Genomic DNA, 24820 nt, shown 5'->3' with positions numbered 1-24820 from the left:
TTATTAATATGTCTTTAAAAGAAAAAGTAGTACAGGGAGCCTTGTGCCAATGTCAGTTTGGTACTACTCCGGATAAATTAAAGGTACTCACACAACAAAAATATTTCATTAATGACCTTGGAGGCAGTTCAAAACTAGCCGCTACCCATAAAGATATCGGAACCACTTTCGAAAAAAATACTTTCGGATCCTGTAAAAAAATGAATAATGCTCCATGTTCTGCCGTTGTTACAGCGTGGAGTGGTTATTACGAAAAAGAGAAATATTCTCCTCCCGATGGTTATATTTTACTTGAAGACAGCAAGGCAACCTGCCCTATAGGTGGTAAAGACTGCATAAGTATCATCAAAACCGGACAGATCGGAGAACCATCAAACAGTACTATAAAAAATGCTGATGAAGAGCTTCAATCTCACGTAAGCCCCGTAATGGATATAAAAAACTATGATAAACCACTCGAAAACAAGTCTGAACTATAATGGCATCAAGAGGAATAATATATACGAAAATAGAGGAATCTAAGTCTTACAAAGTTGCTGATAGGGATGATTATCATTTTGTAGAATTTGCCAATTTGGGAGATACTATCTCTGTTTTTGTAGATGAAGAGTGTCTCGACAAAGGCACTCTGAAACCTAAAGCAACAATCGATGGTACGCAATGGATCATTATAGAAGAAACTGTTTGGACCAAATTACTGACAGAGCACAATAAAGAAACAGGAAAACAATCGTATGGAGATTCTGCTCTTTTTGAAAAAATTCAGAAGCAGATTTTATGGAAATCAAAAGGCGCAAAAGCGAGTGTAAAGATTTCTGAAATGAAGACGCCTCCAACACCCGGAAATATCTATCTGCTCATGCCTTACACGCATTATCCGGAATTCCGATACAAAAAACAAATTGTAAAACTTGTCTATTTAAAAGAACCTTATATCCGGTACGTCTATGTAGATCCACCTTTACAGGAAAATGCAGACATTCCTTTGGGTAGTGATACAAAGCTTCATTTATACGGAATGCATGCTGAAATCAATATCAGCACCCATCTTATACCCGATTTCCGAAAAAAAGGAAATTTAATTGGAGAAAAAGTTTCGGCGGATATTCATGGTGAGGTTTTTTTCCTGAAAGATGGCAAAGAAACAACCGTAGACAAATTTACCACAACCATAGAAGATGGTGGAAGCGTATACAATCGTTACAAACAGGTAAAAGTATATATTAATCCGGAATGGAGAAACGCCGAAGGTTCTCATAAAGAAAAGCACCAACCGCAGAAATATTATATAAGACTAATGGTGACTGCGAAAAACACTTTTTCTAGTTCCGGTGCCGGAAAACCGTTTGATTTTTCAGATTCTATCCGTGGACTTCTCAATCCTGTAAGTTACAATACCAATACTGATTTCAAAAAATGGTACATATTCGATTCTGAACAGGAAAACTGGATTGAAATGGACATGCAGCCATACATTGAAGTACGATGGGATACAATGGAAATGATTTTTAAGAAATTTGAACAGGAAAAAAACAATCAGATCCAATATATTGGTGACATAGAATACACAAAGAAAGAATATGATCCGTGCGGATACAGTAAAATAACGATAAAAGATGAAGATGACAAGAAACGCGAACCCCTCGTAATATTCGATGAAGAGGCAGCTGTAATAGATAAAACAAGCAGCTATTTTGAAATTACATCCGGTGAAAAACCAAAATCTATTTCTATAAAAGTCGGAAATCTGCATAATCAGGGTGTATATTGCTATGGTTCCATGCTCGATGAAGGACAGAAGCACAGTGATAAGACCAACGTTTTTCAGGTTGAACATGCCGCTTTTTCAGCTCAAAAGGACAATAAAGGAAATTACATTACAGAAAAAGATAAAACCCACGAAGATCAGCTTAAAAAAGCAGGAACTCCCGTAACTAAAGAAAACAAACACGATACAGATCATGTTAAAAACCCTGATAATTCCCAGATAAGACCCGTCACCTCCGTCATGAGGTGGCAGCAAGGAACAGAATACACCTACAAAGGCGAGGACGAAATTACTTTACAGCTCAAGTATCGTTACAACAAGACGTTGACTCTTGCTAATGATGAATTCGATCCTAATTTTGTGGGAAATTTATTTGAAGAAGCCTGGCTTTTCAATTATCTCTGGCTTAATATAGATCAGCAGAAACAAGTTTATTATATCCCGATAAGCACCTGCAGATATCCTAATCAGATAGCGAAGATCAATGTTTTGCCGGATCTCAAATGGACGCTCCTTTTTAAATTAAATTACAAAGACGAAGATTTTAAAAAATTTAAAGAAGAACATAATTATGAGGTTCAGGCATTTTTCGCCCAAGCTTCAGAAACTACAATCACTGCAACCCCAAGCGGAAGTTCTACAACAAGAAGAACCTCCACGGCTGCCGGTGTCCGGTTTACAAGAACTACAACCGTTGTTCCTGTAGAACGAAAAGGGGGCATAAAAAGGCTTATAGAAATCATTAAAAGAATCGAAGTAAGCCTTACCGCAGAGTGGAAAGATGCAGCAGGAAAAAAACAAAGCAAAGACATTATAGAAGGCTTCCTTAAACAGATTTATAATTTCTTTGCAAAAATATCTGATATTGCAAAACTTGTAGGAGATCTTACGGAAGGAGATGCCAATCCGCAGGACACCAACAACAAAAAACAGCTCGATAAAGAAATAGAAAAAATGTTAGGCGGGCGCTCTCTCGACGGAGCATGGAACGCACTCAATAAAAAAACTACAGCCACAGAAGTTCTCTACCCTTCTATTGCCATAGCCGCTTCATGGTATTATGCCGATGCAGATGATCCTAAAAGACCTCAGCTTATGGGCAGAAAATCTTTGCAGATTGATGCCAAAGTAGAAGCTGCACCGATTATCGGTGTTGAAGTAAAATGGAATTTTTTAGAAATGCTGGCGAGAAGACATCCTCTTGCCTTTATCATCAAAAAAGGGATTGATTTGTTACTTTATCTTTCCGATCCTAAAAATAAAATTGATATTACCTTTACATTATCCGGAGAATTGGGTTTAACGGCTAAGTTTAATCATAATATGTTAGCGGGAAATGCTTATTCTAACAGGCGTTCTCCCAAGAAACAGGAACTTATTTCCGGAGGAGCAACCGTAAAAGCAGATCTGCAGGGAAATATTACTTTATACATGACCCAATACCTCATCATCAGTGAATATAAGATGGGAGGAGCTGCCAAAATCGGTGTAAAAGCCGAAGTAGCCAACAAAGTATATTTAGGAGCCGACACAGATGGTCTGTATCTTGCTAACTCAACCTCATTTGATGGTTTTACATTCTACCTTGAGGCAGAAGCGAAAATGGAAGTCACTTTCCTTGGTGCAAAAATAATGGATTGGCAGCCTAAATATGAGCCGGAACCACTTAACTGGGGAAAATGCTCATTGGATAGTGTAAAAACATATTTAAATAATCCTAATAAGAAACCCGAATTTTTTAAATTTAACAGCGGTGATGACGAATAATATAGTTAAGATTTTAATGCTTGGAATTTGCATAAGCCTGCAATCCTGCGCACAAAGTAAAAAAGAAAAAGAAAAAGAAACAGTGACCGAAAATAAAAAAATGGATCAAGTAGAATATCAAAAGGAAGGAATGCTTTTTAGACTAAAATACGAACATGCAGATTGTTCTTATGAAATTTTAATTAATGATATGCCCGTTGCAAGTCATTTCGGATTGGGAGAACGCTCAGGATTGACGGTAAATCTCAATCAGTATATTCTTCAGTCTGGCAAACAAGAGGTTACCATTCGTCTTTATCCTTCTAAAAAGGATGAAAAAGTGTTCGCTCCTTCCCTTTCTCCGAATTCATTTGTTAAGGTCGAAATTTCGAAAAATAAAGAACCTATGTCAATGTTGGATCAGATGAATGCCAAAGATAAAGGTCAGCAATATCAGTGGCAGGTTCTTAGTTATCAGACTCCAAAATTAGATAATAAACCACAAAACTTTGCTGAATACAAAACATCTTTTATCATTGATAATAAAGATATTAACTGGAAAATAGCTGGCTGGAACAAAAGCCAGAATCTTCAAAATTCTGCCAACACCCGAAAAGAAGTGGATGCGTTTTATTCAGATTTCAAAAAAACGCTTGAAGAAGGAAATCAGCAAAAATATTTATCAATGCTGAAGCAAAGCATTCGCGAAGAAGCGGCTTCTACCCCCTGGAATAAGGATGCAGAAAAAGATCTTACCAAATCGATGGCAGATTATGCGGTTGAAAAGAGAAACTTCATCTATCCCTGCACAGATGCAGAATTGAAATTTTATGGCGGAGGAAAAGTCGTTACTTTAGTCTGTAAAGATCCTCAAACCTATGGTTATTCTCCTCTCATTTCTAAAACAGCAAAAAATATGATGCCAAAAGCCCATACTTTTTATCTGCATAAACCTGAAGGCTCAGACAAGCTTGAAATTCTTCGATGAATAAAGACAAACTGACTTCTTTATTATTCCTGATCATAGGTGTAATTTTATTGTTTCCAAGCGTATTTCTTACGTTTAGAAGCATTAAAATTATTTCTTCCTATGAAACCGCACAGGGAAAATTAGTTGATTTTAAAGAGAAATGGAAAAAGAATAAAGATACGGAGGAAGAATATCTCCTATATGCCCCTGTTTTCGAATATCAGGATCAAAATGGAAAAACGTACACCATCAATTCGGGAGAATATTCAAATAGTAAATCGTTAAGTACAATAACTCAAAAAATTTATTACGAAAAAGATCATCCTGAGATTGCCGTTACAGGAATATTTCAGTTATACATTGTCCCGTTAATTGCTGTATTTTTCTGTTTTGTTTGCTTAATCACAGCCTACATCTGTAGAAAACCTGCCGTCATTTAATAAAAAAGCCTTTCAGATCGAAAGGCTTATATTTTATCAATTTTTTCGACAATTTTCTGTATGTTGAGTTCTTCCAGACAAGCCCAGTCACCTCGATAACATTCCTTGTCTCCAAAAACAGAACACGGTCTGCAAGTAAGATCACTAACCTGCACAATATCGTCTTCCCTCTGTCCAAAACCTAAAAATCCGGCATAAGGATGTGTTGAACCCCAAACAGAAACGCATCTTGTGCCCATTAAACTTGCCAAATGCATATTAGCAGAGTCCATTGAAATCATCAATTCTAATTCGGATATCTTTTTTAATTCTTCTGTAAGGCTTAATTTTCCTGATAAACTAACCGTATTAGGGATTTCCTTCTCCCATCCTTCCAATATTTCGGTCTCTTTTTTTCCGCCGCCGAAAAAGTAAATTTTATGTTTTTGAGCTAAAATTCTCGCCAGCTCGTAAGATTTTTCTAATGGAAGCATTTTCCCCTGATGTTGAGCAAAAGGAGCAAAACCAATTCCTGATTTATTGGTAGAAACAGGTCTTAGCTGATGTGATAATTCAACTTTAAAACCCATTTCACGAAAAACATCTGCATAACGTTCAACAGTTCTTCTGAGCTGAACTTTATTCAGGTTCCAAACATCAGTCAGATGTTCTTTTTCTTCTTTTCCCTTATTGATTTTAAATACTTTAAGCCCTCTTCTTCTATAAATTCCATCCAAAATTTTGGTTCTGATAACATCATGAAGATTGGCAATTAAATCAGGTCTGAATTCTTTTATTAATTCATTCGCCAGTTTTGTCAGTCCAAAAAAACCTTTATAATCATCCAGGTTAATTCCTTTGAATATAACATTCGGAATATCAGCAAACAAAGCCTCAAAATTACTTCTGGATACCATTACGATTTCCACATCAGGATTTTGTTCTAAAAATTCACGGAAAACCGGCACTGTCATCGCAACATCACCAAAGGCCGAAAAACGATATGCTAAAATTCTTGTCAAAACTAAGACTTCAGTTGATATGCGACTGCGTAAAACTTAATTTGTTTTGTCATTGCCATCAATCCGTTGGCTCTTGACGGGGAAAGAAACTCCTGTAACCCGATTTCGGAAATAAATTCGAAATCAGAATCTAAAATTTCCTGTGTAGAATGACCACTGTAAATGCTCACTAATAAAGAAACGATCCCTTTTGGTAGAATCCCATCAGAATCAGCATCGAAAAATAATTTTCCATCTTTAAATTCAGCATCGATCCAAACTTTGCTCTGGCAGCCTTTGATCAGATTATCGTCAGTTTTTTTGCTCTCCTGAAGACCTTTTAATTCTTTTCCGAGATCAATGATGTATTCATATTTCTGCTCCCAATCTTCAAGAAACGCAAATTCGTCGATTATTTCCTGCTGTTTTTCTTTAATGGTCATTTCTTACTTTCTTTCTGCAAAGTTAATCAATTTTAAAAAGATAATTTAATATGGATACAATGCGAAATCTATTTATAATTATTCTTAAATGATTTGATTTTTTTATTGCAATCATAAAACTTGATAAAAATTAACGAGAAGCTTTTTCAAAAACCTGCAACAATTTTACCTCCTCATTTTCCCAACACAGCATGTTTGCTGCTTTTTCAAGTTCGGGCTGATAATTTTTTCTTCCTTTATTTAAAATTAAATCAATTGAATTTGCAATATTTTCCGGTTGATGACCTTTGATAATTTCTCCTACATCAAATTGATCTTTAATATTCTGCATCTCAGGAAGACCGGATAAAATCAAAGGAACTCTCGCCTGAACACAGTCCAAAACCTTATTGGGCAAAGAATAGAAATAACTTTCTCCTCCATTTTCCTCAATGCTCATTCCACAATCTGCCGTCAAAGTGATTTTTCTTAAATCTTCCGGCAACAATTTTCCCAAAAACCGAACTTTATTTTGAAGATTTTCTTTAATAACTAATTCTTCATATTCTTTTTTCTTCGGACCGTCACCTGCAATTTTAAAAACAACACCATCTAGATGCTTCATTGCTAAAATTGCCTTATCTATTCCCCGAAACGGATTAATTACGCCCTGATATAAAAGAATTTTAGGACTATTTTCCGGAATTTCAGGATTAAAAGTTAATTTTCTTGGAGCATTTTGAACAACAACAGGATCAATTCCATATTGATTTTTAAACCAATTTGCATAGCCTGAACTTGCCGTAATCATAAATTTTATGTTCGGAACGACAGATTTTTCAAGATATCTCCACAATTTTTGTGACATTTTGCCCTGAATTGCCGGCATCTCAGAAAAAATTTCATGACTATCAAAAACTAAGGGAATATTTAATTTTTTTGCAATCAGGTAATTAGGAAATAAAGCATCTAAATCATTGGCGTGAAGGATCGTATTTTTATCCGCTTTTTTCTTCAATTCATGATATAATTTCCAGTTGAATTCGAAATAAGCAGTTTTTAAATTTTTAGAAATTAACTGTATTCTTGAAAAAGGATACGGTCGAGACATTTCTGCGTCACCTCCCCAATTATTTCCGATTAATTCAATGTCGTAGCCATTTTCATGTAAAGTCCGGCACACCTTTTCAATTCGCTGATCCGTGTATAAATTGCTGAACGCAGAGGTAATAATTTTTTTTCTGCCCATTACTTTTTCTTATTCGCCAAAAGGTGGTAAATTTGTATAAGGCAAATCAGTCCGTTGGGTATAATGATTGGCCAGAGCATTCCGCTGAATATGCCATAAATGACGAAACAGATACATCCGACCATATTTACGATCCTGATTTTTCTAATATCTTTCAATATAAAGCTCAGAACAATGAAAAGAGAAGCGGAATATCCGATATAAGTAGCAAATTCGGGATTCATGAGAAAAAATTTGAGGATAACAAACTTAATCATTTTCAATAAGATAATAAAATTTTTTCTGCCATAAAGTCATTTATTGATTTTTGGTAAAATATTTGTAATTTAGATAATGAATAAACGGCAATGTTGCTTTTATTCTAATGAGATATATTATGGATTATAAGTTTTCACAAGGTTTGAGCCAAGTGTTCAAACAAAGCAAAAGCGAAGCTAAACGGCTGAAAAGTGAATTTCTTAATACAGAACATCTACTTTTAGGTATTATAAAAACAGAAAACTCTGCAAAAGAAATCCTTCAAAACCTTAATGCGGATTTAACACAAATCAGAAGAAAAATTGAAACTCTAAATACAGCAAGTCTTAATCCTATTTCTGAAGAGGTTACCAATATTTCTTTCACCAAGATGGCAGATCATGCGATCAAACGTGCAGAGTTAGAATGCAGACAATATAAAAGTAATGAAATTAATACCGTTCATTTACTTTTAGGCATTCTTTATAAATATGAGGATCCTACTTCAAATATTTTGGGAGCTTACGACATCGACTATGAAGGTGTTTCAAGAGAGTATCAGACGATGCTTAAAAATTCCGGTCAGTCACCACAAAACAGTGCTTATGACGATGATGATGATAGAGAGGAATTTGAGCAAATGAGAAAGCCTACAGGAAATTTAGGTTCTGCAAAAAGTAAAACTCCTACTTTGGATAACTTTGGTAGAGACTTAACTTCTTTGGCGAGAGACGGGAAATTAGACCCGGTAATTGGTCGTGAAAAAGAAATTGAGAGAGTTTCTCAGATCTTATCAAGAAGAAAGAAAAACAATCCGTTGCTTATCGGTGAACCGGGAGTTGGTAAATCTGCCATTGCTGAAGGTTTAGCTTTAAGAATTCAACAGAAAAAAGTTTCAAGAGTTCTTTATGGTAAGAGGGTGATCACTTTGGATCTGGCGAGTTTAGTTGCCGGAACAAAATACCGTGGTCAGTTTGAGGAAAGAATGAAAGCGATCATGACGGAGCTGGAAAAAAACAGAGATGTCATCTTATTTATCGATGAGCTTCACACTATTGTTGGTGCAGGAAGTTCTACAGGAAGTTTAGATGCTTCAAATATGTTTAAACCTGCTTTGGCAAGAGGAGAAATCCAATGTATTGGTGCTACAACTCTTGATGAGTACCGTCAGTACATCGAGAAAGATGGAGCTTTAGAAAGAAGATTCCAGAAAGTAATGGTAGAACCTACCAACATTGAGGAAACCATTCAGATCTTAAATCAGATTAAAGATAAATACGAAGAGCATCACAATGTAGTATATACTCCGGAAGCGATTTTGGCTTGTGTCAATTTGACAGCAAGATATATTACAGATAGATTCTTACCGGACAAAGCTATCGATGCAATGGACGAAGCCGGTTCCCGTGTTTATATTAAAAATATGAAGGTTCCTACTGAGATCATTGATTTTGAAAAACAAATCGAAGATATCAAGGAAATGAAGCAAAAAGCTGTAAAAGCTCAGGATTATCTTGAAGCAAGAAAGTTGAAGGATGAAGAAGAACGTCTTCAGATGGAACTGAATTCTGCTCAGGAGAAATGGGACAAAGATGTAAAAGAGAAAAAAGAAACCGTAACGGAAGAAAATGTAGCAGAAGTGGTTTCTATGATGAGCGGAGTTCCTGTAACGAAAGTTGGCAAAAATGAGCTTGATAAATTAGCTCAGATGGATGAAAAACTGAACGGAAAAGTAATCGGTCAGGAAGACGCTGTGAAAAAAGTTGTTAAGGCAATTCAAAGAAACAGAGCAGGTCTTAAAGATCCGAACCGTCCGATCGGTACATTCATTTTCTTAGGAACAACCGGAGTTGGTAAAACTGAGTTGGCAAAAGTAATGGCAAGAGAATTATTCGAATCTGACGAATCTTTGATCAGGATCGATATGAGTGAATACATGGAAAAATTCGCGGTTTCGAGATTAGTTGGAGCTCCTCCGGGATACGTTGGATACGAAGAAGGCGGACAATTAACAGAGGCTGTAAGAAGAAAACCTTATGCTGTGGTTCTTTTGGATGAGATTGAAAAAGCTCACCCGGATGTATTCAATATCTTGTTGCAGATCTTAGACGAAGGCCACGTTACGGATAGCTTAGGAAGAAAAATTGATTTCAGAAATACAATTATCATCCTTACTTCAAACATCGGTACGAGAGATCTTAAAGATTTCGGAGACGGTGTAGGATTCGGAACTTCGGCGAAGAAAACAAATACAGATTCCAGAGCAAGAAGCACGATTGAAAATGCCCTTAAAAAAGCATTTGCACCGGAATTCTTAAACAGAATTGATGATATCGTGATCTTCAACTCTCTTGAGCAGACTGATATCAAGAAAATCATTGATCTTGAATTGAACAAGCTTTACAGCAGACTTGAAAAATTAGGATATAAAGTTGAATTAACTGAAGAAGCGAAAGACTTTATTTCTGAAAAAGGATGGGATAAAGATTTCGGAGCAAGACCATTGAAAAGAGCGATCCAGAAATATATTGAAGATTTATTAGCTGAAATGCTCGTAAACAAACAATTAAATGAAGGAGAAACTGTAGTTCTTGATGTGAATGAAGCTAAAGACGGTTTGACAGGAAAAACTTCAAAGCCAAAGAAATCAGCGGCTGAAAAGTCTTCTCAATCTTAAGTAAATAATTTAAAATAAAAAAAGCATCGGGAATTTTCTCGATGCTTTTTTGTTTCTATTTCCCCCCGGATTACACAGATTTTTACAGATGATTATATCTAAAAATCAGCGTTATCTGCAAAATCAGCGAGAATATTTTTAAAACACGAATCACACTAATGTTTTTCACAAATAAAAATACAAACATCTGTAAAAATCTGTGTAATCCGTGGGAGAAAAAAAATCAAAGTCCCACAACAAAACCAATATTTGGAACCAATCCGGTTGAAAAAATACTGGAATTTTCTTTCCAAAGAACATTATACATTACTCCGATCTGCATAAAAGAATTATTGCCGATTCTTTGCATATAACCTCCACCAAGATACAATGCATCTTCCTCTTCATTCATTTTATAGTCGTAAAATTTATCTTTATAATTGATAAAATAATGCTGATAATTAGCTCCTAGATAAAAAGTTCGGGCAATATAATAATTCAGAAAAGGCCCGACTCCAAACATTGTTGAACGATAATAATCCGAAGTCTGCCACGAAACACTTCCGACCACTCCTCCTTCCAGATCATCTGTAAGCTTGTAACCAACTCTCGGAGAAGCCTGTAAATAAAATGTGCTTTGGCTTCCAAAACCCACTCCGATCCCACCTCCAAAAGTCCAGCGATTATTATTTTCTGGGGAAGCACCAATTGAAATCTGAGAAAACATCGCCCCTGAAATCATTAAAAATAAAGGAATAATAAACTTTTTCATATTTAAATTGTTTTTATCAATGCTTAAAATTATAACTTTTTTACGAATCTTTTTAATCGTATTTTTGCCGCGTCAAACTAAGAACTCCCGTTAAGAGTTTCGTAAAATTGAAATAAAATGAAAGTAGTAGTAGGATTATCTGGAGGTGTAGATTCCAGTGTTACAGCATATTTGCTGCAACAGCAAGGTCATGAAGTTGTGGCTTTGTTTATGAGAAACTGGAACGATGCTTCGGTAACGTTAGAAGATGAGTGTCCTTGGATCGAGGACAGCAATGATGCTTTAATGGTCGCCCAAAAATTGGGAATCCCGTTTCAGGTGATTGACATGAGCGACCTTTACAAGGAAAGAATCGTTGATTACATGTTCGATGAATATCAGAAAGGAAGAACTCCGAATCCTGATGTTTTGTGCAACAGAGAAGTGAAATTCGATGTTTTTATGAAAACAGCAATGTCTTTGGGTGCAGATAAAGTAGCAACGGGACACTATGCAAGAGTAGATTCTACTTTTGATGAAAACGGAAAGGAAATTTTTCACCTTTTAGCAGGAAAAGACAACAATAAAGATCAGTCATACTTCTTGTGTCAATTGAATCAGGATCAATTGTCGAAAGCGCTGTTTCCTATCGGGGAATTAACAAAACCTCAGGTAAGAGAAATTGCAAAAGAAATCGGATTGGTAACGGCAGATAAAAAAGATTCTCAAGGATTATGTTTTATCGGAAAAGTAAGTCTTCCACAGTTTTTACAACAACAATTAGTTCCGAAAGAAGGTGAAATTGTTGAAATTTTTAAAGATTCTCCTTTATTTTCTCAGGAAAAACCTGAATTTTCATCAAAAGAAGAAGAATTAGAATTTTTAAGTCAAAAAATCAATTATAAAAAAGCTGACGGAAAAGTGATCGGAAAGCATCAGGGAGCCCAGTTTTTCACGATCGGTCAAAGTAAAGGACTAGGAATCGGCGGACATAAAGAAAGCTGTTTTATTGTGTCAAGAGATATGGAAAACAACATTATTTTCGTTGGAGAAGGTCACAGTTTCCCTGGATTGCATAAAAAAGCGTTGAAAGTTGATAATACTGAACTGCATTGGGTTCGCGAAGATTTAAGGCTAAAAAATGGAGAATCTATGGAAGTAATGGCAAGATTCCGTTACAGACAAGAGCTTCAGAAGGCAACAATCTATCAGTTTGAAAATGCTTTTTACATGGAATTTGAACAGCCTCAATCCGCCATTGCAGAAGGACAGTTTGCATCGTGGTATATTGATGATGAATTGATCGGAAGCGGAGTTATTTCATAAATATATATTAAAGACCTTTTAAGAAGGTCTTTTTTTATGACTAATTCTATTTAATAATTTTTAATTGAAACCCGAAGATTCTACAGGTCACTTTTTATTAAAGCAACATCAGAATCTGCATGAATAAAGATTTCGGAATTATTTCCTATAATTTCTTTTCTGTGTTTTATTCCCCAATCCTTCAGATTATTAATAATCGTTTGCAGAGATTTACCATGCTCTGTAAGTTCATATTGAACTGTTATAGGTTGAGTATTTAGAACGGTTCGTTTAATTAATTTATTAATTTCCAGTTCCTTCAACTCTTTGCTCAGCATCTTATTGGAAATCCCGATCACATCATTCAGGATATCAGAAAATCTCCTTTTATTGTAATAACAAATCGAGGATATGATGGATATTTTCCATTTTCCCTGCAATGCATCCATTGAATCCTGAACGGCCATCAAATCTTTTTTATGTTCTTCTGTTCTGATTGGTTTACAATTCATAAGGTTACTTTTATGTTACAGCGTTACTCCGTAGTTACTGTTACTTTTAGTTACAAAGTTACCAAAATAAATTTAATTGTAATAATTTTGCTCTCAAGTTTTTAAATAATAGAACAATGAACAAATTAGAAAATAAAGTAGCTGTAATTACAGGTTCTTCAAAAGGAATAGGAGCATCAATAGCAAAACATTTTGCTGCAGAAGGCGCAAAAGTAGTCGTGAATTATGCATCAAGTAAAGCAGATGCAGAAAAAGTAGTAAAATCTATCACTGATAATGGCGGAACTGCCATTGCCGTACAAGGTGATGTTTCAATAAAAGCAGATGTCATCAGACTTTTTGATGAAACGAAAAATACTTTCGGTACATTAGATATTTTGGTAAACAATGCCGGAATCTACAATTACGAACCTATCGAACAGGTATCTGCAGAGACCTTTCATCAGCAATTCAACATCAATGTTTTAGGATCTGTTTTTGCGATTCAGTCTGCATTAGAATTGTTCGGTGAAAAAGGAGGAAATATCATCAATATCAGTTCAGGAGTAAGCAGATCTCCATTACCTACGGGTTCTGTATATTCTGCAACGAAGACATCGTTAGACGCTTTTACCGTTGCTTTGTCAAAAGAATTTTCCGGAAGAAATATCCGTATCAATTCTATTTTACCGGGAGTTGTGGAAACTGAAGGTTCTCACAGTGCAGGATTCATCGGCAGTGAATTTGAAGCCAAACTTATATCAACTACTCCACTTGGACGTACCGGACAGCCGGAAGATATTGCAAAAGTTGCCGTATTTATTGCTTCAGATGATGCAGGATGGATTACGGGTGAACAAATTGCTGTTTCCGGCGGAATTTATGGTTTATAAAAATTTAATAAATTAAAAATGAACAGATTAAAAAACAAAGTAGCTGTGGTTACAGGCGGTAACAGCGGTATTGGATTTGGCATTGCAGAATCATTTAAAAATGAAGGAGCGGTCGGAACCATTACAGGAAGAAATGAGATGACTTTAAAAATTTCTTCAGATGCTTTAAATAATGAGTTTATCGGAATTAAAGGAGATGTCAATAATCTTGATGATTTAGAAAACGTTTTTAAGAAAACTACCGAAAAGTTCGGAAAAATTGATGTATTGGTGGTGAATGCAGGAGGGGTTGTTGATGGCGTTGCGATGGGCGTTATTGACGAAGTTACAGAAGAGAGTTATGATCAATACATGGATTTAAATTTAAAAAGCTCTTATTTTACTGTACAAAAATCACTTCCCTATCTCAATGACGGAGCTTCAATTATTTTAATCGGCTCAAGTGCAGCCCATCGTGCCGCACCGGGAATGGCAATTTATGCAGCGGCAAAAGCAGCGGTCATTTCATTGGCAAAGGGTTTATCTCTGGACTTACTACCTCGAAAGATAAGAGTGAATGCTCTTTCACCAGGATCAATTGACACGCCGGTTTTCGGGAAAATGATGCCGGAAGAACATCTTGAACAGGTGAAACAGATCTGGAGAGACATCACACCAATCGGAAGACAGGGCTTGCCTTCTGAAATTGGAAATGCTGCTGTGTTTTTAGCTTCAGACGAGTCATCGTTTATCGTTGGAACAGAAATTCTTGCAGACGGAGGTCTTACCAACATCAGTCTGATGAAATAATTTCGTCGTCGTCGATTAAATTTTACCTTCCATCTATAAAAAAGGCTTATACTTCTATAAGTCTTTATTTGTAGCACTTTCAGGCATATCTATTGTTTAGTATTAAATAAGAAAAACAAAATAGATTATCAATCTTAAAATTTAATTATTATGAAAAAGTTAGTTTTAGTAGCAAGTTTATTTATCGCATTCGCTGCAAATGCACAACATAGAAACGACGACAGAAGAAATGACAACATCGAATATCACCAAGGTTCAAGAGGTTTTGAAGGATTGAGGTTATCACCTTTCCAGGAAAAACAGATCAGCATGCTGTCAAGAGAAAGATTAAATCCAAGAGAATATGACATCCGTCTTAGAAAAATTTTAAACAGAGGTCAATACGCTCAATATCAGAAAAATGAATTCAATAAAGACAGAAGAGTTGCCGCAAATCGTGGATTCAGAAATTAAGAACTTATTAATGCTTATTATAAAGTCCGGAAATAAATTTCCGGACTTTATTATTTTTTGTAACATATTTCGAATTGTTATACTTACTTGATAAATAACAATTTAAAATATTAATTATGAAAACTACTTTAAAAAATCAGTATGCTCAAACCAATCAGGTTTTAATTTTTTTAGTATCTATTGTTTTTGGATATAATGTTTATCAGGCGATTGTACATCCCGAAAAATCACACCTTATTTTAAGTTTTATCCTATTGGCAATTACTTGTTATATGTGTAAAGAATATGGTTATAAAGCAAAAAAGGAAAAAGAAGAAAATTAAAAATATATAAGCCCGAAGCATTTTGTTTCGGGTTTATTTGTGAAATAATCAATGTAAAATTATTTCATTTTAAACTTTAATTTAATCGAATTAATAAACAGTAATACAATCAATTCCAAAATTAAAATCATTATTAAAAATCTGACAGGTTTTCCTAGAAATATTCCTCGTATTAATTTTACAATTCCTAAAATAAAAATAGAAATCATAAAGTAAAATGTTGTTTTGGAGATACTTTCTTTGAAAGATTTTAAAACGAAAACCGAACTGTAAAATCCAAGTAAAAGAATCAAATAAAATTTTAGAAAATCAGGACCTTTCAAAAAAATAGGGTTGAAAGTATCTGTATTAATAACAAGCCAGACTAAACTCATTATAACCGGAATCGTGTGAATAATTATCTTTTTCATAGCTTCTTATTTTTATCCGCCGCATCCACCACAACCGCCGCCACATCCTCCTCCGCAGCCGCTTCCACCACTACAACCACTTCCGCCGCCGCCACAACTTCCGCCAGAGTCATCATTCTGCTTTTTATTTTTTAAATCAGACCCGTTATCACCATCAAATATTGATCCTATAACTCCGAAAACGAAGAATAATGCGATTCCTACTGTTATAACTGTAAACAGTGTAGAACCAACCTCATCTGAGCAGGAATTTAATGTCAGTAGGATAATTAGTAAGAAAAAGATTCTGAGATTTCTTAACCAAAATCTTTTAGGCTTTTGTTTTATACTTTTATTTTTCCAAATATCTTCCGGAGCTTCCTGCTGAAAAATTTCTCTGTACTCATCTAATGTATTTGAAAACCAAGCTGTATGTTTATTTTTTTCTTCAAAACCTCCTTTTGACGGATGATGATGAAGTTTTCGTTTCAGAATATCCGGACAAAACTCTTCCCAGTAATTTTGAGTATAGATGAGATGCATATGCCAGACTTTATCTACGATTTCACTCGGTGAAGCTCCATTAGGAAGAATACAGCACAGATAAACAAATTTTTTATACTCTTCTATCGCTTTTGCTGTAAAATCTAAAGTCCAGTTTTCTTCTTTTGCCAGCTTTTTTGAGAAAGGAAAATCAACATTCGGACTGTCTAATGAAAAACTCTGAAGTCTCTTCCAAAGAGAATCATTTTGTAATAACATTTTTGTTTCCATTTGCTTTTAACTTTTATTTCTATTCAAATATGGCATTGATTAAAAATATAAAAGTCTTGCAAAAATCTTTTTTGGTTTTAAAATAATCTTAAATTAGTCTTATAAAATATACCAATGAAAAAAGAAGATATTCTGCATCTGGAAAAATTAATGAATTTCTTAAGTCTGCACTTTTTAAAGAAAAATAATTGGGAAGATGTTTCAAAAACCGAATGGTCTTATATTGTTGCAGAGCTTAATGATTTAATTATCAACGAAAATGCGGAGAAAAAAATAAAGAAAGAGCCTGATTTTTTAGGTTCAAATTATCTTTACGAACATTTGATTATCAATAAATTAAAGAAATATTATCAAAACGAAAAAGCAGTTTTAAGTAAACCAAATCTGGCAAAATTAAGTCTGATTGTCAAAGTTTTAGGCTATTCAAATTATATTGATTTTATTAATTCGAATACAGAATCATTCAATTTCAATGATTTGAGAATTGATATGAATAATGTAAAACAAAACACGGAATTGCTTGACAGACTGGTCGGTTGTTGGTATTCTTACAACAGAAACCTTCCCGACAATCCTCTACAGGCAAAGGATGACCGAATCTGGCGTTCTGCAATGGAAGTCTACAAATCCGAAACTTCAGGCGAATATTTCGTCGAAAGAAGCGGCGGCGACCGTCATAAGTATTTTGGGAAAGTAACTGCCTATTCAGATTATATTTTTATCATCATGAACAGCAATACGTTTATTCGTCAACGCCATTTTATTTCAAGAATAAAAGACATCAAGGAAAAGCTGAAAAATCCAGAATATAAGCTCCATGAGTTGCATTTTATAAGTACGTGTATCAGTTTTAATCAAGAGCCGATCGCTCTTTTCGAAATCTTTCAGAAAGCGGACAGGAAAAACTTTATTCCGGACTCCATAAGCTTTCCGATTGACAGCGATGAGATCCCAAAATCAATTATAAAACAACTTGAAGATACAGAAGCTAATCGTATAGATTACAAATAGTTGATGGTTTTTTGTTGATTGTTGATAGTTGTTTGTCTATAACAAAATTAACTTACCAACCAATCTTTAAAATCTTTCACACGATCTCGGCTCACTGTAATTTCTTCCTGTGGCTGAAACTCCATTTCAACTTTATAATTCGGGGAAGTATGAATATTTTTAATGTAATCTGAATTAATAATAAACTGTCGGTTTACGCGGAAAAATTTCTTTTCATCCAAAACTTCCTCCAGCTCATCTAAAGTGAAATCTGACGGATAAGTCCGTTCCTGAGTCTGCAGGTAAACAATTTTATTTTCGCTGAAAAAACAGCTTACTTCATGCGTCTGAACAATTTTCAGATTATACCCGATTTTGACTAAAATTCTGGAAAGTGTTGTTTTATCTTTTTTAATTAACTGCTTAATTTCATGAGAACTCACAGAATTGTCGGCGGGCAAAAATGACTTGAATTTTTCAATCGCACCACCCAAATCTTCATCCAAAATCGGCTTTAAAAGATAATCGATGCTGTTTAATTTAAACGCTTTTAAAGTATACTGATCAAAAGCTGTCGTATAAATAATAAAAGCTGTCGTAGGAACTTTCTCAAAAATATCGAATGACAAACCGTCTCCCAATACAATATCCGAAAAAATAAGCTGCGGATGTTCGTTTTCAGAAAACCACTGAACGCCTTCTTCTACCGACTCTATTTTTGCAACCACTTCGATTTCAGGAAATTCACTAAGCATTCTTTCTAATTTTCTTGAAGCCGGTTTTTCGTCTTCGATAATGACTGTTTTGATCATTGAGTTCCTGTTTTAGTTTTAAAATTTTGAAATAAAATTAGTCAAAACTTATCAATTTTTAAAACTGAATCGGTTCTTTCGTTTTTCTCATCTCTTTTTCCATTACGTCTTTTTCCCATTCAGAATCCAGAAGAAATAGTTTTACGGCTTTTACTGTCAGAATAATTCCCCAGATTACAAGAATAACGGATCCGTTCCAAAGTGAAAAATTAAAAATTCCTTTTTCAAAAATATCGTCAAAGAAAATAATAAAAGTGACAATTCCGAACCATAAAATGCTTTTGTAGAATCTTTTAAGTTCTTTTACTCTTTGTTGTGCTTGATTGTAGTCCATTGTAATAAGTTTTTAAAGTTAAAATTTGTTGATTAAAGTGTTTTTGTATTTCTTCTGTCCTGATCCATCAATTCTTTGATCTTTTTATCTTCCCAGGCTTTTCCGATTCCGAAAGTATTAACTGCATGAGCGGCAATTCCCATTCCCCAACCTAACATTGGCCATAAAAACCATAAATATTGAGGTGCTGTTAAAAGATTCAATACCGCTAAAAAAGGAATTACCAGACAATATGAAGTCAGATTTCCGTAGAATCCTTTTAATTCCTTTACTCTTCTTGACGCTTTTCTGTAAGCTAAGTCTTCTTTGTTGATTATCGTTTCCATATGTTTTATTTTTGTTTGTTTTTGTTGAGACAAATGTAGGTCAACAATTACCCTCAAATCAATTTTATATGACCGAACCGTAGAATTTGAATACTGAATTGTAAAAATCCCGACTCAACAGAGAATCGGGATTTTTTGTTTTTATGTTTATCTGAATATTCTTACAAATAGAAATAAATTACACAGATTTTATATCATATTTGTCATTCCGTAGGAATCTCGGCAATCATATTAGAATTCGTGCTTAGATTCCTACTGAATGACAAACTTTATTAAAAATTATGCCTAAAAGATTCAAATATCTCTTCTTCTAATAAACAAACGGAATCAATTTCTTTGTTTTTCTTCTGTATTCCAAATATTCTTCACCGAATTGTTCAATCAAAGCTCTTTCCTCAATCGTAATTCTGTAACTGAATGCGATAAACGTAGGAACAAAAGCCAAAACTAATGACAACCAATTGTTTAAATACAATCCAAGACCTAAAGAAGTCAATAAAGAAAAAGCGTAAGAAGGATGTCTCAAATATTTGTAAAAACCTTCTTTTTTGATTTTATGATCTTCCCTTATCGTCACATCAACAGTAAAATATTTTCCTAAAGATCTGATAATGATGAATCTTAAAACAATTCCGATCACAATAAAAACCACTCCCAAATAATAGATCCAAACCCCATCAGAAATCGGAAGTTTTGTGCAATAAGAAATCGTGACAGAACTTAAAATTGAAAAGGGAATGGCTATCCAAAGAAGATTAAGCGTGGATTTATCTTTCCCTTTTTTATCTTTTTCGTTGGATTTTAATATGTTTTTGTAAAGAATTTCACTTAAAAACCAAGCAAACATAGAAATGGTGAAAATAATCTGTACTGTTTTCATTTTTGTAATTTTTTAAATTAACATTTAAAGCTCCTTTTCTTTTTCCATCAGTTCTTTAATTTTTCTTTCTTCCCAATTATTTCCCAACATAAAATTCGGAATAAAAACTCTCATCGCATAAAAAACAACTCCAAGTCCCCAAAAGAATGGAAGTGAAAAATATTTCAGCTGCCATATCGTTTCGTTAGGTTTTAAATTCCTGTAATTCAGGTATAAAATAAAAATATTTACGGCAAAATAAATGAATATAAAAACGTAGAATTTTTTGATTTTTTTTACCTGTCTTTCTGCTTCTTTGTATCTGATGTCATCTTTGTCTATATTTTCCATGATGTTTATTTTAAATGTCTGTTTTGTTTTTCTAAAATTTCTCTGATCTTTTTTTCTTCCCATCTCTTTCCTATCGCAAAAGTGCTCATCCCGTGTGCTGCAAGTCCTATTCCCCATCCTAACATCGGCCAGTAAAACCATATATCGTCCGGATTTGTCATTAAATTAAGAATGATTAAAAAAGGAATTATAATACAATAAGAAATCAGGTTTCCGTAAAAGCTTTTTATTTCCCTCATCCTTTTCTGAGCTCTTTCGTAGGCTTTATCCTTATCTTCCATTTTAACACTGATTTCATTAGGCTTAGATGAAAGAACCGGAAGTATTACTTTAAAATAATCTTTAGATTTCTCAATAAAAACATTTCGTTTTGTAAGTAAAGAATAACGCTGAACAATATTCGATAATCCTATTCCCGAGCTTTCTTTGATCTGTTCTCTTACCTGCAGATTGTTTTCAATGCAGAGCGTGTCATTTTCAGAGAAAATTTTAATAATTAAAGGTTTTGAGGAAGTCGCAAAATTATGTTTGATACAATTTTCCAAAAGCAATTGAAGCGACAACGGAACCACAAATCTTTTGTAATCTTCTTTCTTAACATCAAAAACAAAATCTACGCTGTCTTCAAATCTTGTTTTTAAAAGATCACAATATGTTTTTGCAAATTCCAGCTCATCTTCTACCGTTACCAATTCTTTGTCTTTCTGTTCCAGAACGTATCTGTAAATCTTTGACATTGAAGCAGTAAACTTCTGCGCCTGTTTCGGATTTTCGTCAATTAACGAGCTTAATACATTCAAAGAATTAAACAAAAAATGCGGATCCAATTGATTTTTAAGACTTTCAAATTGTGCATTTGCCGATTTTGCAATTAATTTCTGTTCTACAACTTCTTTCTTGGACGTTTTTTTCAGCTCTTCCATGAAACCTTTTGCATGGAGAAAAGCGGAGATCAACAAAGCAATATTGATCATAAACCAGTTCGAAGTATTGTATTTGCTTGAGAAAAACTCTTCTATTGTCGCTGTTTTCTGGATGACCACAAAATTCATATAGTTGCAGAAATACACCAAAATAAAATTCGCAATCAGGATAGAAACGACACTCAGAATAGCTCTGGTTCTTGTCGCTTCAGACCATGGAAACTTTCTGTTGAGAAAATCATTTATAAATGCGTTTCCGAGTCCCAAAACGAATGAATACATCGTGGAAACCAAAAGGGTGATCGCAAAATTCTTGAAAGTCTTTTCGTCGTTAAAAACAAAAAAGAAAAACAAGGCTGTTCCCAGCGATACCCAAAGTAATATTATAATGCCTTTACGTTTCATTATCAGTTTTCTTGATTCAAAAATAGTTGATATTATAAGTATTTAAAATTATTTTTCGCCGAATCGTCATTTTTCCTGACTGAATTGCATAAAAAAACCTTCCGCAACGGGAAGGCCTTCAGATGAGATCTGTAAAATTATTTTGCAGCACCGCTTACAAAGTATTCTGCTTCTGCTTTTCCCCAATTTGGATCTATGGCAGATTTCGGAGCATAAGTTTTAAATTTTGTTAAAGCATCCTGAAACTGTTCCATCCCTTTTGTTTTGCTTCCACCGTATTGTTCCGGAGTGAAATAAGTATCTTCAGCTTTAATTAAAGCAACACGAGGATTTCCAGGATCAAGACTTTCCGCTTTTTTAAGCTCTTCCATTGCTTTCATTCCGTCTGTCATATATCTTTCCGCAGGATTTTCCATCATTTTTAAAGAAGATGACATTTTTTTCAGCAAATGAATTTCAGCATTGTCCTTTCCTGCGATTGCTTCTGCCTGATCAAGATATTTTTCGGCAGCATTTGCCTGTGTAGAAAGTTCAGACATTTTACCGTCCCTCATTAATGTTCTTCCTTTTTGAATATAAGCGAAAGCGGCGTAATAAGAAGGCAGCCATTGTTTCGTTTCTTTTTTCCCGATTCTGTCGAAATCATTTGCTAAAATCTGGAACTCGTCAACCGATTTGCAGGCTTCAAGTTTTGAGATTTTCTCTTTCATTACTTTTTCGTAATCAGTCTGAGCAAAAGCTGTTAAACTCATAAAAGCTAAAGCAAAACTTAATAGGTATTTTTTCATTTTTTCTAATTTTTTTTTAAGTTGGTATTTGATTTAATAAAGATAGATTTTTAGTTGATTGAAATTATTTTTTTATAAATTATTATTAATGGCGTCCTGAGTTTTATCAACTCCGAAGCTAATGAAAGCTCCTATAAAAACGAAAGTATTTACTGGTGGCACAACCGCAGAATTTCTTGATCCGTCCGTTGAAAAATTATATCCGTAAACATTTTTTGATCCTAAAATATTAGAAACGCTCAACACCAAAACGGTAAATGCTTTTGCATCTTTTTTACCCAGATTAGGAAGATAATTAACACTGAAATTTAATGCATTATAATCTTTCAAGCTTCCTTCGTTTCTTACAAAATATTTTGGCTCTCCATTGACATCTTGTGTTGCGATATCATAATAAGGTCGACCTTTTGCATAGGTATAAGAAAGATTAAAACCCGTTTTCCATTTCGGAACAAATCTTTTGGCAACGGCAGAAATTGTATGCTCAGAAGCGAAATTTGGTTTTAAACTTAAAGGATAATTCAGAAAATCTCTTTTTGAATCCAGGAATGAATAGCTGATCCAGTAATCGATATTTTCGAATGTTTTTTTGTCTCTCCAGAATAATTCCAGCCCTTTTGCATAACCATAACCACCATTATTATCTGCAGTCTGGACGTATTGATTTTGCCCATCTTTATATTCAAGATTTTTAACTTTCAATAAATCATCATATTTTTTGTAAAAAGCCTCAAATCTTAAACTTCTTCTATCCGTAGTTCTCTGTACCTGAAAAATATAATGCTGCGATTGCTGGAAGCCTAAATTTGCAGGTCCGTTGATGTATTTGCTTTCCGGATTTTGATAAAAAAGCCCATAAGCAAATGACGTTGTCCAATCTTTTGCAAAGCGGTAAGCCAAAGCAAAACGCGGTGCAATATTGCTCTTTCCAAGATAAGATGAATTTTCTGCTCTTATACCGATTTTCGCTGATAATTGATTACTGAAACCTAAATCTGTTTCCACAAAAGCAGCAGAAATCAAATCTTTGTAATGTTTTCCCACAAAATCATTGAAGTTTAGTTTTTCACTTGTGCTGTTAAATTCTAAACCGCCCCGTAACGCGCTGATTTTATTGATTTTTCGTTCTAAAACTGTTTTAAAATTGATATAATTTCCGTCCGTCAACAATTTTGTATTTCCGGTTTCCATATCATTTTTTTGTGTTGAAAAATCAAGATCCGATCTGTTGAAAGAGTAAGAAGCTCCTGCGTTCAATAAATATTTTCCGAATTTTTGCTTGAAAGATAAATTGTGATAGGTGTTTTTTCCTTTTAATTTTACCAAAGAAAAATCGTTTTCAGGCTCTAAGCTTTCAACAGTGACTCCCATTCTGTTGGAATCATACATCCCGTAATACTTGAAGAAACCGCCTGATTTTGTTTTAATTCTGAAATTAAAATCACCATTCAAACCTTGCGGAGCATCTGTAAAGTTGGTGTTAAAATTAAAAGCTTCCTGCATTAACTTTAAATTTGAATATCCTAAAGTCGCTCCAAAAGATGAAGTTTTACTGTCACTTAGCTTCTGAAATCCTGCATTTAAAAATATCGGGGAAACTCCAAAATCATAAGAACTTTGATCCGGAAGGTCAACACTTTCCAACATCAACGCTCCGGAAAGAGCCTGTCCATACAATGCAGAATATCCACCACTTGAAAATATATTTCCTTTGAAAAGTGACGTATTAAAACGATCTCTTCCTGCAATTCCCGGAACTGAGCTCGAGAAATAATTGTTAATCAAACTTCCATCCATGAAAATTTTGGATTCTGTTCCTGTTCCTCCTCTTACAAAAAGTCCTTCCGTTTCACCAACTTTCTGAACTCCTGGAAGATAATTTAGTGCTGAAGAAATTTGTCCATCTGCTCCTGCTGTTGTGTAAATATCGATTGGTGTCAAAAGTGCAGTTGCCCTTTTTCTGTCACTCGCTTCAATAGAACCCGCAGAAACCACAACCGCATCGATCTCATTGATCTGTTCTTTTAATTCTGCATTCACAGAAACTTCCTGATTTTCAAGAGTGATTGGTTTTTCAACATCAATATATTTTGGATGGGTGAAAATCAAAGTATGGTTTCCTTTTTCTGAAGTTTCGAAAGAGAAATTCCCGTTGGTGTCTGTTGTCGCACCGTCGTAAGTATCTTTTAATGTGATATTTACCTCTCCTATTCCTTTATTTTTAAACGTGACTTTTCCTGAAATTTTCGTTTGAGCGAAACTCAGCGCAAATGAGAAAAAAGAGATGAGAAATAATAATTTTGTTTTCATAGTCGTTTTATTTCGATTCAAAAATAGGATGAATTTTTGTTGATTTTAAATTTTTGTTACTGAGTTGTAGAATTTGGATTCTGAAT

Annotated in this window: 27 protein-coding genes; 11 read left to right on the top strand and 16 right to left on the bottom strand. The window is 34.3% G+C overall.

All coding sequences use genetic code 11. From position 1 onward, the window contains the following. Positions 1-8 precede the first annotated feature (8 nt). Genes ABD745_RS17995 through ABD745_RS17980 form a run of 4 tightly spaced genes read left to right on the top strand, consistent with a single transcriptional unit; the run spans position 9 to position 4924 of the window. The gene (locus ABD745_RS17995; RefSeq protein WP_344833347.1) at positions 9-479 is read left to right on the top strand and encodes a DUF4280 domain-containing protein; all 471 of its coding nucleotides are present in this window, start codon (positions 9-11) and stop codon (positions 477-479) included. Next, entirely contained in the window at positions 479-3535 is a 3057-nt protein-coding gene (locus ABD745_RS17990; RefSeq protein WP_344833344.1) for a hypothetical protein, read from the top strand. Before ABD745_RS17995 ends, ABD745_RS17990 begins: the two co-directional genes overlap by 1 nt. Then, the gene (locus ABD745_RS17985; protein WP_344833341.1) at positions 3525-4502 is read left to right on the top strand and encodes a hypothetical protein; all 978 of its coding nucleotides are present in this window, start codon (positions 3525-3527) and stop codon (positions 4500-4502) included. Before ABD745_RS17990 ends, ABD745_RS17985 begins: the two co-directional genes overlap by 11 nt. After that, positions 4499-4924: a DUF3592 domain-containing protein gene (locus ABD745_RS17980; protein ID WP_344833339.1), complete on the top strand. Its 426-nt coding sequence runs from the start codon at positions 4499-4501 to the stop codon at positions 4922-4924. The genes ABD745_RS17985 and ABD745_RS17980 overlap by 4 nt, the downstream gene beginning before the upstream one ends. 26 nt (positions 4925-4950) lie before the next feature. On the opposite strand, the gene ABD745_RS17975 is transcribed toward ABD745_RS17980, so the two are convergent. The 4 genes from ABD745_RS17975 to ABD745_RS17960 form a co-directional block, all read right to left on the bottom strand. Continuing rightward, positions 4951-5925 carry a glycosyltransferase family 9 protein gene (locus ABD745_RS17975; protein ID WP_344833336.1) on the bottom strand — a complete coding sequence of 325 codons (975 nt, stop codon included), beginning with the start codon at positions 5923-5925 and terminating at the stop codon, positions 4951-4953. A gap of 2 nt (positions 5926-5927) precedes the next feature. Further along, positions 5928-6347 (bottom strand): SufE family protein, encoded by a 420-nt coding sequence (locus tag ABD745_RS17970; protein ID WP_047398906.1) that lies wholly within the window; start codon positions 6345-6347, stop codon positions 5928-5930. A gap of 130 nt (positions 6348-6477) precedes the next feature. Continuing rightward, positions 6478-7575 (bottom strand): glycosyltransferase, encoded by a 1098-nt coding sequence (locus tag ABD745_RS17965; RefSeq protein WP_344833331.1) that lies wholly within the window; start codon positions 7573-7575, stop codon positions 6478-6480. After that, positions 7575-7799, bottom strand: coding sequence for a uroporphyrinogen decarboxylase (locus ABD745_RS17960; protein WP_344833329.1), 225 nt, complete (start codon positions 7797-7799; stop codon positions 7575-7577). The genes ABD745_RS17965 and ABD745_RS17960 overlap by 1 nt, the downstream gene beginning before the upstream one ends. A gap of 152 nt (positions 7800-7951) precedes the next feature. On the opposite strand from ABD745_RS17960, the gene ABD745_RS17955 reads away from it, so the two are divergent. Continuing rightward, positions 7952-10489 (top strand): ATP-dependent Clp protease ATP-binding subunit, encoded by a 2538-nt coding sequence (locus tag ABD745_RS17955; protein WP_344833326.1) that lies wholly within the window; start codon positions 7952-7954, stop codon positions 10487-10489. Between the two features lie 223 nt (positions 10490-10712). On the opposite strand, the gene ABD745_RS17950 is transcribed toward ABD745_RS17955, so the two are convergent. Beyond that, positions 10713-11240 (bottom strand): hypothetical protein, encoded by a 528-nt coding sequence (locus tag ABD745_RS17950; protein WP_344833323.1) that lies wholly within the window; start codon positions 11238-11240, stop codon positions 10713-10715. 117 nt (positions 11241-11357) lie between these two features. On the opposite strand from ABD745_RS17950, the gene mnmA reads away from it, so the two are divergent. After that, a complete protein-coding gene (mnmA, locus tag ABD745_RS17945; RefSeq protein WP_344833320.1) occupies positions 11358-12545 on the top strand; it encodes a tRNA 2-thiouridine(34) synthase MnmA in 1188 nt (395 codons plus the stop codon). An 80-nt stretch (positions 12546-12625) separates the two neighbouring features. Here mnmA and ABD745_RS17940 read toward each other — a convergent pair whose 3' ends face one another. Beyond that, positions 12626-13036 carry a winged helix-turn-helix transcriptional regulator gene (locus tag ABD745_RS17940; RefSeq protein ID WP_344833317.1) on the bottom strand — a complete coding sequence of 137 codons (411 nt, stop codon included), beginning with the start codon at positions 13034-13036 and terminating at the stop codon, positions 12626-12628. Between the two features lie 116 nt (positions 13037-13152). Between ABD745_RS17940 and ABD745_RS17935 the strand changes: the two genes are divergently transcribed. From ABD745_RS17935 to ABD745_RS17920, 4 genes are all read left to right on the top strand, one after another. Further along, positions 13153-13908: an SDR family NAD(P)-dependent oxidoreductase gene (locus ABD745_RS17935; protein WP_344833315.1), complete on the top strand. Its 756-nt coding sequence runs from the start codon at positions 13153-13155 to the stop codon at positions 13906-13908. 18 nt (positions 13909-13926) lie between these two features. After that, positions 13927-14697, top strand: coding sequence for an SDR family oxidoreductase (locus ABD745_RS17930; RefSeq protein ID WP_344833312.1), 771 nt, complete (start codon positions 13927-13929; stop codon positions 14695-14697). A 150-nt stretch (positions 14698-14847) separates the two neighbouring features. After that, a complete protein-coding gene (locus ABD745_RS17925; RefSeq protein WP_344833310.1) occupies positions 14848-15150 on the top strand; it encodes a hypothetical protein in 303 nt (100 codons plus the stop codon). Between the two features lie 116 nt (positions 15151-15266). Continuing rightward, entirely contained in the window at positions 15267-15473 is a 207-nt protein-coding gene (locus ABD745_RS17920; RefSeq protein WP_344833307.1) for a hypothetical protein, read from the top strand. A 59-nt stretch (positions 15474-15532) separates the two neighbouring features. Here ABD745_RS17920 and ABD745_RS17915 read toward each other — a convergent pair whose 3' ends face one another. Together ABD745_RS17915 and ABD745_RS17910 are read right to left on the bottom strand one after the other, a co-directional pair. Then, a complete protein-coding gene (locus ABD745_RS17915) occupies positions 15533-15883 on the bottom strand; it encodes a hypothetical protein (protein ID WP_344833305.1) in 351 nt (116 codons plus the stop codon). A gap of 12 nt (positions 15884-15895) precedes the next feature. Next, a complete protein-coding gene (locus tag ABD745_RS17910) occupies positions 15896-16636 on the bottom strand; it encodes a glycine-rich domain-containing protein (RefSeq protein WP_344833303.1) in 741 nt (246 codons plus the stop codon). Positions 16637-16750: 114 nt separating this feature from the next. Here ABD745_RS17910 and ABD745_RS17905 point away from each other — a divergent pair, with 114 nt between their 5' ends. Then, the gene (locus tag ABD745_RS17905) at positions 16751-17647 is read left to right on the top strand and encodes a hypothetical protein (protein WP_344833301.1); all 897 of its coding nucleotides are present in this window, start codon (positions 16751-16753) and stop codon (positions 17645-17647) included. Positions 17648-17694: 47 nt separating this feature from the next. Here the strand turns inward: ABD745_RS17905 and ABD745_RS17900 are convergent, their stop codons facing one another. The 8 genes from ABD745_RS17900 to ABD745_RS17865 form a co-directional block, all read right to left on the bottom strand. Further along, entirely contained in the window at positions 17695-18438 is a 744-nt protein-coding gene (locus tag ABD745_RS17900) for a LytR/AlgR family response regulator transcription factor (protein ID WP_344833298.1), read from the bottom strand. A gap of 58 nt (positions 18439-18496) precedes the next feature. Further along, positions 18497-18772 carry a 2TM domain-containing protein gene (locus tag ABD745_RS17895; RefSeq protein WP_344833295.1) on the bottom strand — a complete coding sequence of 92 codons (276 nt, stop codon included), beginning with the start codon at positions 18770-18772 and terminating at the stop codon, positions 18497-18499. Between the two features lie 32 nt (positions 18773-18804). Next, positions 18805-19098 carry a 2TM domain-containing protein gene (locus ABD745_RS17890; protein ID WP_344833293.1) on the bottom strand — a complete coding sequence of 98 codons (294 nt, stop codon included), beginning with the start codon at positions 19096-19098 and terminating at the stop codon, positions 18805-18807. Positions 19099-19408: 310 nt separating this feature from the next. Then, complete coding sequence (locus tag ABD745_RS17885) at positions 19409-19978, bottom strand: methyltransferase family protein (protein ID WP_344833290.1); 570 nt, start codon at positions 19976-19978, stop codon at positions 19409-19411. 24 nt (positions 19979-20002) lie between these two features. Further along, positions 20003-20308: a 2TM domain-containing protein gene (locus ABD745_RS17880; protein WP_344833287.1), complete on the bottom strand. Its 306-nt coding sequence runs from the start codon at positions 20306-20308 to the stop codon at positions 20003-20005. Positions 20309-20313: 5 nt separating this feature from the next. Beyond that, a complete protein-coding gene (locus ABD745_RS17875) occupies positions 20314-21636 on the bottom strand; it encodes a 2TM domain-containing protein (protein WP_344833285.1) in 1323 nt (440 codons plus the stop codon). A gap of 137 nt (positions 21637-21773) precedes the next feature. Further along, a complete protein-coding gene (locus ABD745_RS17870) occupies positions 21774-22424 on the bottom strand; it encodes a hypothetical protein (RefSeq protein ID WP_344833283.1) in 651 nt (216 codons plus the stop codon). Between the two features lie 72 nt (positions 22425-22496). Continuing rightward, positions 22497-24734 (bottom strand): TonB-dependent receptor, encoded by a 2238-nt coding sequence (locus tag ABD745_RS17865; protein WP_344833280.1) that lies wholly within the window; start codon positions 24732-24734, stop codon positions 22497-22499. Positions 24735-24820: the final 86 nt, after the last annotated feature.

This window comes from Chryseobacterium ginsenosidimutans, assembly GCF_039536845.1.
GTDB classification, from domain to species: domain Bacteria; phylum Bacteroidota; class Bacteroidia; order Flavobacteriales; family Weeksellaceae; genus Chryseobacterium; species Chryseobacterium ginsenosidimutans_B.
Note: the sequence above shows the minus strand (reverse complement) of the source record. Positions and strands in the feature narration are given on the sequence as shown.

Excerpts from the sequence above, each read along its gene's own strand:
- ABD745_RS17925 (WP_344833310.1), top strand. The coding sequence starts at position 14,848 with ATGAAAAAGTTAGTTTTAGTAGCAAGTTTATTTATCGCATTCGCTGCA.
- ABD745_RS17930 (WP_344833312.1), top strand. The coding sequence starts at position 13,927 with ATGAACAGATTAAAAAACAAAGTAGCTGTGGTTACAGGCGGTAACAGC.
- ABD745_RS17895 (WP_344833295.1), bottom strand. The coding sequence starts at position 18,772 with ATGGACTACAATCAAGCACAACAAAGAGTAAAAGAACTTAAAAGATTC.
- mnmA (WP_344833320.1), top strand. The coding sequence starts at position 11,358 with ATGAAAGTAGTAGTAGGATTATCTGGAGGTGTAGATTCCAGTGTTACA.
- ABD745_RS17870 (WP_344833283.1), bottom strand. The coding sequence starts at position 22,424 with ATGAAAAAATACCTATTAAGTTTTGCTTTAGCTTTTATGAGTTTAACA.
- ABD745_RS17950 (WP_344833323.1), bottom strand. The coding sequence starts at position 11,240 with ATGAAAAAGTTTATTATTCCTTTATTTTTAATGATTTCAGGGGCGATG.
- ABD745_RS17935 (WP_344833315.1), top strand. The coding sequence starts at position 13,153 with ATGAACAAATTAGAAAATAAAGTAGCTGTAATTACAGGTTCTTCAAAA.
- ABD745_RS17910 (WP_344833303.1), bottom strand. The coding sequence starts at position 16,636 with ATGGAAACAAAAATGTTATTACAAAATGATTCTCTTTGGAAGAGACTT.
- ABD745_RS17960 (WP_344833329.1), bottom strand. The coding sequence starts at position 7,799 with ATGAATCCCGAATTTGCTACTTATATCGGATATTCCGCTTCTCTTTTC.
- ABD745_RS17865 (WP_344833280.1), bottom strand. The coding sequence starts at position 24,734 with ATGAAAACAAAATTATTATTTCTCATCTCTTTTTTCTCATTTGCGCTG.
- ABD745_RS17990 (WP_344833344.1), top strand. The coding sequence starts at position 479 with ATGGCATCAAGAGGAATAATATATACGAAAATAGAGGAATCTAAGTCT.
- ABD745_RS17880 (WP_344833287.1), bottom strand. The coding sequence starts at position 20,308 with ATGGAAAATATAGACAAAGATGACATCAGATACAAAGAAGCAGAAAGA.
- ABD745_RS17905 (WP_344833301.1), top strand. The coding sequence starts at position 16,751 with ATGAAAAAAGAAGATATTCTGCATCTGGAAAAATTAATGAATTTCTTA.
- ABD745_RS17915 (WP_344833305.1), bottom strand. The coding sequence starts at position 15,883 with ATGAAAAAGATAATTATTCACACGATTCCGGTTATAATGAGTTTAGTC.
- ABD745_RS17985 (WP_344833341.1), top strand. The coding sequence starts at position 3,525 with ATGACGAATAATATAGTTAAGATTTTAATGCTTGGAATTTGCATAAGC.
- ABD745_RS17875 (WP_344833285.1), bottom strand. The coding sequence starts at position 21,636 with ATGAAACGTAAAGGCATTATAATATTACTTTGGGTATCGCTGGGAACA.
- ABD745_RS17890 (WP_344833293.1), bottom strand. The coding sequence starts at position 19,098 with ATGGAAACGATAATCAACAAAGAAGACTTAGCTTACAGAAAAGCGTCA.
- ABD745_RS17955 (WP_344833326.1), top strand. The coding sequence starts at position 7,952 with ATGGATTATAAGTTTTCACAAGGTTTGAGCCAAGTGTTCAAACAAAGC.
- ABD745_RS17885 (WP_344833290.1), bottom strand. The coding sequence starts at position 19,978 with ATGAAAACAGTACAGATTATTTTCACCATTTCTATGTTTGCTTGGTTT.
- ABD745_RS17965 (WP_344833331.1), bottom strand. The coding sequence starts at position 7,575 with ATGGGCAGAAAAAAAATTATTACCTCTGCGTTCAGCAATTTATACACG.
- ABD745_RS17995 (WP_344833347.1), top strand. The coding sequence starts at position 9 with ATGTCTTTAAAAGAAAAAGTAGTACAGGGAGCCTTGTGCCAATGTCAG.
- ABD745_RS17980 (WP_344833339.1), top strand. The coding sequence starts at position 4,499 with ATGAATAAAGACAAACTGACTTCTTTATTATTCCTGATCATAGGTGTA.
- ABD745_RS17920 (WP_344833307.1), top strand. The coding sequence starts at position 15,267 with ATGAAAACTACTTTAAAAAATCAGTATGCTCAAACCAATCAGGTTTTA.
- ABD745_RS17970 (WP_047398906.1), bottom strand. The coding sequence starts at position 6,347 with ATGACCATTAAAGAAAAACAGCAGGAAATAATCGACGAATTTGCGTTT.
- ABD745_RS17900 (WP_344833298.1), bottom strand. The coding sequence starts at position 18,438 with ATGATCAAAACAGTCATTATCGAAGACGAAAAACCGGCTTCAAGAAAA.
- ABD745_RS17940 (WP_344833317.1), bottom strand. The coding sequence starts at position 13,036 with ATGAATTGTAAACCAATCAGAACAGAAGAACATAAAAAAGATTTGATG.